Annotated in this window: 11 protein-coding genes and 1 pseudogene; 7 read left to right on the top strand and 5 right to left on the bottom strand. The window is 54.2% G+C overall.

The features are described 5' to 3' along the window. Window positions 1-453 precede the first annotated feature (453 nt). Window positions 454-729, top strand: coding sequence for a hypothetical protein (locus ABJI08_RS14275; protein WP_348402517.1), 276 nt, complete (start codon window positions 454-456; stop codon window positions 727-729). 585 nt (window positions 730-1,314) lie between these two features. After that, complete coding sequence (locus tag ABJI08_RS14280; protein ID WP_348402518.1) at window positions 1,315-3,519, top strand: adenylate/guanylate cyclase domain-containing protein; 2,205 nt, start codon at window positions 1,315-1,317, stop codon at window positions 3,517-3,519. A gap of 19 nt (window positions 3,520-3,538) precedes the next feature. Here the strand turns inward: ABJI08_RS14280 and ABJI08_RS14285 are convergent, their stop codons facing one another. Continuing rightward, on the bottom strand, window positions 3,539-4,018 hold the full coding sequence (locus tag ABJI08_RS14285) for a YHS domain-containing (seleno)protein (RefSeq protein WP_348402519.1): 480 nt from the start codon (window positions 4,016-4,018) through the stop codon (window positions 3,539-3,541). 14 nt (window positions 4,019-4,032) lie between these two features. Further along, window positions 4,033-4,626, bottom strand: coding sequence for an ankyrin repeat domain-containing protein (locus ABJI08_RS14290; protein WP_348402520.1), 594 nt, complete (start codon window positions 4,624-4,626; stop codon window positions 4,033-4,035). A gap of 260 nt (window positions 4,627-4,886) precedes the next feature. On the opposite strand from ABJI08_RS14290, the gene ABJI08_RS14295 reads away from it, so the two are divergent. Further along, window positions 4,887-5,644, top strand: a protein-coding gene (locus ABJI08_RS14295) for an IS5 family transposase (RefSeq protein WP_348402521.1) whose coding sequence is annotated in 2 segments (ribosomal slippage) — window positions 4,887-5,223 and window positions 5,223-5,644 — 759 coding nt in all. Because the reading frame shifts where the segments join, the coding sequence is not laid out codon by codon here. Here ABJI08_RS14295 and ABJI08_RS14300 read toward each other — a convergent pair. Beyond that, window positions 5,589-5,894 (bottom strand): hypothetical protein, encoded by a 306-nt coding sequence (locus ABJI08_RS14300; RefSeq protein WP_348402522.1) that lies wholly within the window; start codon window positions 5,892-5,894, stop codon window positions 5,589-5,591. The genes ABJI08_RS14295 and ABJI08_RS14300 overlap by 56 nt on opposite strands. Window positions 5,895-6,124: 230 nt before the next feature. Between ABJI08_RS14300 and ABJI08_RS14305 the strand changes: the two genes are divergently transcribed. After that, window positions 6,125-6,538 (top strand): c-type cytochrome, encoded by a 414-nt coding sequence (locus tag ABJI08_RS14305; RefSeq protein WP_348402523.1) that lies wholly within the window; start codon window positions 6,125-6,127, stop codon window positions 6,536-6,538. A gap of 39 nt (window positions 6,539-6,577) precedes the next feature. On the opposite strand, the gene ABJI08_RS14310 is transcribed toward ABJI08_RS14305, so the two are convergent. Beyond that, entirely contained in the window at window positions 6,578-7,363 is a 786-nt protein-coding gene (locus ABJI08_RS14310) for a formate/nitrite transporter family protein (RefSeq protein WP_348402524.1), read from the bottom strand. Between the two features lie 253 nt (window positions 7,364-7,616). On the opposite strand from ABJI08_RS14310, the gene ABJI08_RS14315 reads away from it, so the two are divergent. The 3 genes and pseudogenes from ABJI08_RS14315 to ABJI08_RS14325 all read left to right on the top strand — a co-directional run. Next, entirely contained in the window at window positions 7,617-8,855 is a 1,239-nt protein-coding gene (locus ABJI08_RS14315; protein WP_348402525.1) for an APC family permease, read from the top strand. Between the two features lie 96 nt (window positions 8,856-8,951). Further along, complete coding sequence (locus ABJI08_RS14320) at window positions 8,952-9,623, top strand: FHA domain-containing protein (RefSeq protein WP_348402526.1); 672 nt, start codon at window positions 8,952-8,954, stop codon at window positions 9,621-9,623. Window positions 9,624-9,678: 55 nt separating this feature from the next. After that, window positions 9,679-9,840: pseudogene (locus tag ABJI08_RS14325) on the top strand (IS6 family transposase); the annotation flags it as partial. Between the two features lie 95 nt (window positions 9,841-9,935). Here the strand turns inward: ABJI08_RS14325 and ABJI08_RS14330 are convergent. Continuing rightward, on the bottom strand, window positions 9,936-10,556 hold the full coding sequence (locus tag ABJI08_RS14330; protein WP_348402527.1) for a hypothetical protein: 621 nt from the start codon (window positions 10,554-10,556) through the stop codon (window positions 9,936-9,938). Between the last annotated feature and the right edge of the window lie 59 nt (window positions 10,557-10,615).

Consider the following 10,615-nt stretch of genomic DNA (forward strand, 5'->3'; position numbering starts at 1 on the left):
CGTCGAATGACACTCAAAAATCCCATGTCGATCACTCCAAATCTCCCTGAACAAAAACGTCAGGGCCATGTGTTCACATGGGTCAATTCTCAGTGACAATTTGGGGGGCTACCGGGTCAGTTCTCAATGACATTCAACATCCAAATGACCCAAAATTTGATCCTGTTCGACCGTGGTGGAAATGCGAAAACATATCAGATCAGCGTGCTTCAGTTCAGGTATCGCCCTTAGTTCTGAATAGCGCCCATATAGTGGTTCGCAGTTTTTGCTTATTGGAGAATACAGTTCTGACGCCAGCGATAATTTGAAAGTCATGCCAGGCTTCGAGATCAAGTTTGAGACGTATCTGCGCGCAACCCTCAGGTTCGCCGGAGTTTTCGGCCCCTTTTCAAACTTCAATGCCACCTCATCACCAGAAGAGTGCCGAGGCAGGTATCTTGCCGCAAGTTTTTCTTGGTCACCGGCAGGAGGCTTTGTGGCGCGTTCATCAAGCCGCGCGAGGCAGTGCAATATCAATTTTTCTCGATTCAAGTGGTAACTGCTTTCTCGGCCAGCGCCAGCGACCACTGGCAGATCAGCCGCGCCCCACTACGCATGACAATCGTTGAAATCAAGCATTTGCAACATTCAGGGATGACGGCGATGCAGTCTCAATTCAGAGGAGGTTTCAATTCACCGGACGCGGTGGCGCCAGAATGCATCCCCTTCGTATTCTTCGGAAAACCCTAAGACTTCGCTTTCTTCCCACATATGTCCATCTACCGATCCCGGGACATCGAGCCATTCCTCACCGCGGATCGGAACATCCCGAGATGAGGCTGATCGCTTTTCATTTTCTGCTTTTGCCTGACACTATAGATGTGCCTTCTTGTGTGATTTGCCGCTAGGAGGCCATGATAGAATCAGGCCAAAAAGAACACTTGGCAGAAAACCGCAAATCTTTGTCGAGAAGCCCCATATCGATCCGGTTGCGCACATTACGACAATCAATATGTATTTCGAAACAAGTCGCGAACCCTCCAAAAGTCCTATGGTGGCGAAGTCTCTAGGCTCTGGACCTATAAACGGGTCACGAATGCAACGGCAGCTTTTACCGACACCAGACGTTGGCAAAAATCGAGGCTATGATCGAGTTGCGGACTGAGCGGTCCGATGCTGGTGCAACGAAAATCGCCTTGATTGTACAGCCGTGCCATGGATTTGCTCGGAGCGGCTTAGTTAAATATGTTAATTGAGCGCGGTTTCTGTCACATTTTTTTTTGGGGCGTCGCGCTTCACGGTGCCGCGCGCATTCTCAGAGGAGAGAGGCAGACGTTGGAACGTAGGCTTGCCGCCATATTTGCCGCAGACGTGGTCGGTTTCAGCCGCATGATGGCCGAAGACGAAGTGGGCACGTTCGAACGTTTGACCGCGTTGCGCCAGGACATACTGGCCCGTTCGATAGAGGAAAAAAACGGGCGGGTGGTCAAGCTTATGGGCGACGGTTTGCTAGCCGAATTTGCAAGTGTCGTCGATGCCGTAGAAGCTGCGATCCAGATACAGGAGGAAGTATCCAACAGAAACGCAACCACCGATCCCGGCCAGCGGATCGAGTTGCGGATCGGTATCAACCTGGGCGACCTGATCATCGATGGCGACGATATCTACGGAGACGGCGTCAATATTGCCGCACGTCTTGAACCACTCGCAAAGCCCGGAAGTATCTGCATCTCACGGCAGGTCTACGAACATACGCGCGGCAAAGTCAGTAAACCGTTCGAGCCTGCAGGTGTGCACCGTGTCAAAAACATACCTGAGCCGATCGCAGTGTTCCGGATGGTGGACCCAAATGGCAGACCACACCCAGTCTGGCCCCGCCGGAATGCAAGGGGCGCCATCGCGGCGATGGCAGTGATAGCTGTTCTTTCAAGTGCCGCTTTCGTGCTGCGCGATGACTTGATCGCCCTGTTCGGCGGCTCGGAGGGTGAGACGATCGCAGCTGAGAAATCGCGCCCTTCTCTCATCGTATTGCCCTTTGAAAATCTTGGACTGCCTGACGCGGAACGCTACATCGCCGACGGCCTGACTGACGACCTAATTACCGATTTTTCGAAAGTCGCGGGGCTGATGGTGATCGGCAGCAATACAGCGTTTTCCTACCGAGACCGGACAATCGATAGCCGGGCCGTCGGCCGCGAGTTGGGTGTCCACTATGTTCTCGAAGGGAGTGTGCGGAGAGCGGGAACACGGCTTCTGGTCAATGCCCGGCTAACAGATGTGAGCAGCGGGCAGACGCTTTGGGCCGAGCGGATGGAACAGGACAAAGACGAGATATTCTCCATCGAAAACAGCTTGGTAACCGAGATCATTAACCGGCTAGGGGTGGATCTGAGCGCGTCTGAACAGGAGCGGATCGAACGCCTCCCAACCACGGATCTGGAAGCGTATGATTTCTTCCTCAGGGCCGAAGAGGCCGCGCGCAGCGGCTTCCGACCCGGCCTGCGCGAGGCGTTAGGCCTCTATTCGGAGGCGACCGCAATCGATCCGGCCTTTGCTAGTGCCTTCGCTGCGCAGGCGCGTATCGAGGCATTGGTCATGCGACGAAACTACGACGACGTGCTGCCCTACCCGGTCGCCCGGGAACGCGCCTACGAACATGCCGGGCGAGCCTTGGAAATCGATCCCGATGCGGCGATGCCCTTTGCTGTGCTGAGCGAATTGCAAACCGTGGATCGCCGCTACGAGGAAGCGATGCGTTCAGCGAGGCTCTCGGTCGAGAAGGCACCCGGCGAAGCTGCCGCATATCTTGCTCTCAGTTTCGCGCAAACGTTTTCTGGTAGCCACGAAGAGGCGATCGATAATTTCGAAACTGCGTTGCGTCTCAACCCACTCCTGCCCAGCTATGCGCGGCAGATCGCCAGCCTGTCTTACATACTTGCAAGCCGTCCCGAACGTGCGGTCGAAATCCTCGAGGAAATCAAGGACAGCTCGCAAGGTATCGAGGACTACTTCACGATCCTCGCCGCCGCGTATGCTGAGGCTGGCTGGACACCAAAGGCGCAAGCCACCACAAGCGAGGTGGCAAGATTCGCACCGCACATCTCGGCGCAGCTCTACCGGGTCATCTTCTCTCATTTTCAGCGCCAGGAGGACCTCGATCGGATCATTGACGCAATGTTGCGCGCCGGACTTCAGGAATGGACCTTCGATTTTCAACCGGGTATGCGCGAAAGGTTGTCCGCCGATGAGGTCGGCGCGCTGATAGATGGAAGTGTTTGGCAGGGAACCTTCGAGGGCCGCGGCCCCGGTCTGATGCAAATATCAGACGGTGGCAGCATGGCGATGCGCACATCGACAATGTTCATCACCGGATCGGCCTATGTGAAAGACGATACCTTGTGCATGCAACAACCGGGTCTTGCCCTCGGTCGCCCGGCCTGCGGCCCAATCTACAAAAGAGCCGAAGACACAGCCGGGAGGGGCTTGCCGTTTAGCTACGTCAACGCGCATATTCTGTTTCACTTTGGGCCAGACGGATGATCGGCGACGATGGCGCTCGTCAATTGGAATAGTCCTTAGCCGCCAAAGGCTTGGTGTCCTCCCAGTTCGCATCGGCCTTCGCGATCACCGCTTGCCCTTCTGGATGGTCGAGCATTTCCGCACCTGTTGGATCCGAGATGAAGTAAAGCTTCCCGTCGATGATCCGCCACGAATTTACGGGGTCAATGTTTTCGGATGCATTGGCACCAAGCCCGACACCCAATGCGCAATATCCACCGTATTGGGGTGCGTATTTTGCCGGGTCAGACTTGAACAGGTCGCGGTTCTCTGCGCTGTTGAAGTGCCATGGCGTGCCGAGCCAATCATATGCGAACTCGCTTGATCCCTTAACGGCGCGGCTTTCGGTGAAATAGGCGACGGTGTCGTAGCCCTTGATAGCAACATCGCCGAAGGGCCCAGTATTGATGGGATCATCGGCCAGCGCGGCATTGCTCATGCCTGCCAGAAACAGGCCACTCATCAGAAGTCGAAAGTTCATTTTTTGACCTTCCCCTATTTGCCTGCCTCCAAGCAAAGGCGTTGAAAATCCGGGCCGAACGCGTCTTGCGGCGGGCATGTGGCCCCATGCTGCTTGAGGAGTGCCACAATATCATAATGCTTGCGGAACATCGTCCGGATCAGGACCGTGAAGCCATCGTTGTCGAGGGTTACGATATCCGCATCGTGGTCGAGCAGTAGCTCGATCACTTCGAGGTGACCCTCGTCGGCCGCCATGAAGATGGGTGATTTTTCGGCCCTGTTGATGCGCCCATTTACATCTGCGCCACGCGCGAGAAGCAGGCGCGCGGTCTCAAAATGGCCGCCATAAGCTGCTGCGTGAAGAGGTGTGAAGCCGCTGTGGTTGCGCGCCATCACGTCAGCGCCTGCATCAATCAGTACCGCAGCGGTCTCGGGGTTCCCAACCAATGCTGCGGCAATCAACGGAGTAGCCTGGTTCGGCCCCCGCTCATCGACCGGGGTCCCGCTTTCCAACAGAGCCTCGACGGTCGCAGTATCTGCCTGCTTTACCGCATCGAATAAAGGACCCGCTTGAGCGGGCCCAAGTAGACAAAATATCGCTGCAAAGACGGTTCCAATCCGTCGCATGGATCGCTCTCCCTTGCCCAAATACTACAACGGGCCGCATTTTCGCGCAACGGCGGGGTTTTTTCGCGAGGCATCTGACGGTGTCCGTCGATCAGGTTGCTGCACCTGCGAGCGTCAAAGCCAAAGCATTTCCGGAATGGGCTCAGTGCCGTCATCTGACGGGTTTTGTCGGATGACCGGTGTTCATGCTGAGCAGACATTTCTTTGGCTGTTTCCATTTATTGTGGCTTCGTGATTCAACAGCGACAGGAGGATTATCTATGTCACATCTTTACTGGCTTCACGAAGCAAACTTGAAACGCGTTAAACATCTGTTCCCGAAGCCTCGTGGTGTTGCGCGGGTCGATGACCGTCGCGTTCTCAGCGGCATCATTCACGTCATTCGTAATGGCCTGCGTTGGCGGGATGCTCCGTCCGATTATGGGCCACACAAGACGCTATACAATCGGTGGGCTCGATGGTCCCAGATGGGAGTCTTTGCACGCATCCTGACGGAATTGGCCGCTCAAGGGGATGCAACAGGTACACTAATGATTGATGCGAACCACCTGAAGACCCACCGAACAGCTTCCAGTATGGGGCTTAAAAAAGGGGGCGTGGTCGCCTGATTGGCCGCACCAAGGGTGGGCTGAACTCGAAACTCCATGCCGTTACCGATGCGGTCGGTCGTCCCATCCAACTATTTCTGACTGCGGGGAATGTCAGCGATTACATCGGCGCACGGGCGCTCTTACCCTCACTGCCTGCTGCCGATTGGATGCTGGCGGATCGCGGTTATGACGCCGATTGGTTCCGTGAGGGCTTGAAAGAAAAGAGCATCAAACTCTGCATCCCATCGCGGCGGAACCGCAAAGACGCTATCCAACATGACACTAAAATTTATCGAAGCCGTCACAAGATTGAGAACATGTTCGGACGTTTGAAGGATTGGCGCAGGGTCGCGACCCGCTACGACAGATGCCCTATAATCTTCCTGTCTGCCATCGCCCTCGCGGCAGCGGTGTTGTTTTGGTTATGAGTCCAGAGCCTAGAAGCGCGACGCTTGCATCAACGCCAGCAAGCCGCATAATCAAACCAACCAGATGAGCCAAACGCTCTCTTAGTTTATGCAGCCATTGGTTCCAAAAACCCTGACGACCGACACCATCTGTGACGCCTTCAGATTTCTCAACAAGGTTATCGAGGGCTGAGCGCATTGCGTCAGCATCCAAAGCACCAGAAAGCTCGATATCTAGACGGTTGGCGGAGAGTTTTGAAACGTTCAGCATACTCAGATCCTCATTTTACAATGTTGAAACGATACTCGGTCTTGCGCTTGGTCTTGTTGATGCACATCAACCGCAAGCCACCTTATGTTCTTTGACCGATGAAAGCCGATGATTGGTATGCTGTCCGCTTTTGACGTCACCGCTTGGCAAACGCCACATTTGACAGAGATCAATCCACTTTATAGCCTGACGCTCTAACTTCACTCGAAGGCATAAAAAGGCAGATTACCATGAAGCGTATCTTACTGTTGATCCCCATTCTTTTTGTGGGATCTTCGCTTGACGCTCAAAGTGTAGGAGAGCTTCTGTTCAAGGAGAAGTGCGTCTCCTGCCATGGTTTCACTGGCCAAGGCGACGGTCCACTTTCCGCAGGTTTGGGGACGGCACCTGCAGACTTGACACAGATTGCCTCAAGACGGGATGGCGTCTGGCCGATGCTGGAGGTCATGTCGATTCTGGATGGTTATCTAAAAGCCACCAACCCGCGCGAGGACATGCCGATAGTCGAAGATCTTCTGGACAACGACATGGTCGAATTTGATACGGGAAACGGTTTGACCACCTTGGTGCCGATTAAGCTGATTGAGGTAGTAAATTACCTGGAATCCTTACAAGATCCGCGACCAACACGGTATATACCCTGACGAGATATCACTTGCCGTTCAAGGGTAAGCGATGTCCTGCTAGCGTGTGGATTCACCGAGAAAAGCAAAGCGATATGCCAAAGCCACACCGCCTGCGCCCCCTGCAATATTCCCCAAAGTGGCCCAAACCAGGTTTGCTACTGCATCCCTCACAGTTACCTCAGATCCGGCCATCCAGCCCTGAGGAAAAAAGTACATATTCGCCACGGAATGTTCGAGGCCAAGCAATACGAACGTACTGATGGGCCAGATCATCGCCAATATCTTTCCCGCTGCGGTTCGTGCCGCGAACGAAAGCCAAATCGCAAGACACACCAGTGCATTGCACAAAGCGCCGCGCACGAAGGTCTCAAATGGCAGTAACGTAACCTTGGCTTCAGGGATTGTTGCTGCGGTACTGCCCACTGGGCCATCCAGAATGCCGCTCAGACCGAAAGCAATTGCCAGCCCGGCCGCGCCGATAAAGTTCCCAACATACACTATGGCCCAACTTCGCAACAGCATGCGTATCGTGATTCTTCGATCAACAACCGCCATGACCATCAGCGCGTTGCCAGTGAATAATTCAGCACCACCGATGATCACCAGAATAATACCAAGCGAAAACACCACACCGCCCTGCAATCTTGCGGGGCCATATGTGGCCTCCACTCCCGTCATCACACTGGTATAAGCGGCGGCACCAAAGCCAATGAACGCCCCGGCAAGAATGGCGAGCACAAACATCTGCAATGCCGGAAGATGTGCCTTTGCGACACCAGCACTCTCTACCAGAGCAGCGATCTTTGCAGGCTTATAGGCGTCATGATTGTTTTCGACTGTCATGTGATTGACGATAGCGGATCGGTCAGAGAGGGGAAGGCCAAAATCAGTTCGATGCTGGCATGCGCAACTGCAGAACCAGTCGGCGATGCCGGACAAGGCAGGATCAGTCTTCCCAGTCGCCGCGCGTAGATCTTAATAACCTTGCCACTACGAGGTCTCCCCAATGCATATTGCTGGGCATGTGTCACCTTGAGCGAGATCAAGATAGGTCGCACATAGAAACCATAGTATAAGGAACAACGCGGGAGAGAGCATGAAACATTCAGCCGCAGAGACTGTGCATCTTAAGCGCTCGATTGGCCTGGTCGGCCTTGTCTTGTACGGTCTTGGCGTCACCATTGGTGCCGGGATTTATGTACTGGTTGGTGAAGCGATTGTGCGGGCAGGTCAATACGCGCCTGCCGCGTTCTTGCTTTCTGCAATTGTGATGGGATTTACAGCCGCCTCTTTCGCCGAATTGTCAGGGCGTGTGCCGCAAGCCGCGGGGGAAGCAGTCTTTGTCGAAAAATCATTTGGCCTTCCTTGGCTGACGATTGTTGTTGGTCTTGCTGTTCTTGTTGAGGCGATGATCGCAGCGGCTGCAATCGCTGTGGGGTCAGCTGGCTATTTGGCCGAACTGATAAATCTGCCCAAAGAGGTGCTGGTGGCCTTTATTGTGCTTGGGATGGCGACGATTGCGTCCTGGGGCATTCGCGAATCCGTCGCCATCGCTGGGGCGATGACGCTGGTGGAAGTAGCGGGTCTGCTTGTGATCATCTATTTCGGGCTGGTCAATGAGCCCAACAGTCTGAGCGCATTGCCCGCAGCGCTGATGCCGCCACCGACGGACTGGTCGGCCATGTCCGGCGTTCTGGCTGCCAGCATGATCACCTTTTTCGCCTTCATCGGCTTTGATGATGTGGTCAACCTTGTGGAAGAGGCCAAAAACTCTAAGAAAATCATGCCTTGGGCGATTGGCATTACCTTGTCGATTGTGACCGTGCTTTATGTTCTGGTCTCGTTTGTTACAGCGCAAAATGTGTCCGTCCAAGACCTGACAGGCACCTCGGCACCGATCAGCCTTTTGTTTGAGCGGCTGACCGGACTGCCACCGCTTGCCATCACCATGATCGCGATTATCGCCACGATGAATGGCGTTGTCATCATGCTGATCATGGCTGCACGCGTGGCCTATGGCATGGCAAAGGAAGGGCGGCTGCCTGCTTGGATCGGCGCTGTTTCGCCGCGCACCAAAACGCCACTTCGGGCGACACTCCTTGTTGCAGCCGCCGTTTTGGTTCTGGCAATCTTTACGCCTCTCGACACGCTGGCAGAGACCTCCTCCGAAGTTCTTCTGCTGGTATTTGTGATGATCAATCTCGCGCTGGTGTGGTTTAAGATCAAAGGTGTGCCTGCACCGGCGGGTACGTTTACTGTACATATCGCGTTTCCAGTCGCGGGCGCTGTCTTTTGTGTCGCGCTCTTACTGGGCGCGTCGCTTGTTGGCGGCTGACCATAAACAGTACAATCTTGCATATGATGGACCGCTGCTGCGTATTGCGGTACTTTGCGCGATGCCAGTCCAGAAATTTCCGAAAGAGGATGCCGCGTGAAAAATGGCCTGACAGCAGAGCCAGTTGGTTTGCCGGATTCAACACCTAACGACGTGCGCGCGTTTTTGGAAAACCTTACGGGCACCTCGCGTGGTCAGATTGTATGGCTTTCATCGGATCAATCACACGTGTACGTTGGGACCGACCGGGCGCTGCGGATCAGCTCGAATACGGCCACATTTTCCAGCTCGCTTGCGCGCGCAATGCTGTCATGGTCTGGCGAAACATACGAGATTGAGGCGATATCAGGTTCTGATATCTGGGTGAACGGGCGCAAGATCGGTACAGCACACCTTTTGCACGGGGACACTATCGAATTTGGAGAGGACGGACCGATATCGCGGTTCCGCCTGTGTGGTAATACCTTTCCAACCAGTTGGCCGGTAGAAGAAATCTTGGGCGATGCTGTCGCTTACGCACGCACAAGTCGCCGGTCCATCGGACCACGCCTGTCAAACGCGCTGTTCTACAGTCTGAGGCGAATTTTGCTGGAATCAACAATCGCCTTTCGCGTAACTGTTATCCTAGTGCTGATTGTCCTGACCACATTCGTCACGTGGCAGTATCGCAGCGATATTCTTTTGCAACAAAGTATCCAAAAGGAGAGCTTGCGCCTTGAGGCCATCGCCACAGCTCTCTCCGAGTGGCGTCAACTTTGTTCGGCATAGGTTGCTGTTTTTACCGGTAAACTGAGACTGGTTCGAATTAGTCTGACACCACCCCATGCACCGCTTTCGCCGGATGCGAAGTTAGCAGAAATTTGTTTCCGTCCATGCATCCGTTTTCAACCACTTCAATCAGGAGCGCAGCGTTTCCCGAAGATGCCATTTCAAGCTTAACCGCACCGCTGCTCTTGCTGAGTGGCGCAGTCTTTGTGCTGAATAAAGGACAGCTTAACTGACCTAGTAGAGACGGGTTCGAATTTGTCTGACACGACCTCACGGACGGAACGGTTCAATGACGATAAAAACTGAAATTTATTAGTCTGCAGCGCGCTTCATCATCATCTCGTGAACAGCCCGCATCCCTCGGTCAGCCATATCGGTGACTTCCGCAGCGTGGATCTGCAACGCTTCCACAAGTTCCGGATCGTCGGAGATTTGTGTCACAACAATTCCCTCGTCCGTTACATCGATACTGGTCTCTATTCGCATACCACGCTCAAAGAAAATTCCGAGCGTAGGGCTTTGAATAAAGATCTGCGGATCGTCCCCGGTTTCAACACGGGCGATCATGCCGACGACATGGCTGATCAGAGTATCCATCACCGCAGCATCAAACGAACGTGTCACGGTTTCTATGCCGTTGGGCAGGTTGGTTACTTCCCTGCTGATGGTCTGAAAGTTTAGGAACAGGGTCGCAAGCTCAGCGCTTTCGGTGTCGGTGGCATTCAGTCCCCGAAGTCCTGGCATGTTGACTTCATCGTGCCCGCTGCCATTAGCGCCATGCCCGTGCATCCCGCTTCCTGTGCCGTGGCCATGCATCTGAGCCGCCGCGTTCAAAGGGCAGAGTATAACAACAGATCCGAGGATAATGGCAGAGAATATCTGGCGGACAGGTTGACGGATAAACTCAATTTGATTGAGCGAAGATTTTTGCATCTTTTGCCTCCTGTGGCCTTCACCTATCTATAAATCGTGGTTTTCTCCTCGTCGAGAAT

The sequence above is a fragment of the Shimia sp. genome (assembly GCF_039969785.1).
Taxonomy (GTDB): domain Bacteria; phylum Pseudomonadota; class Alphaproteobacteria; order Rhodobacterales; family Rhodobacteraceae; genus Shimia.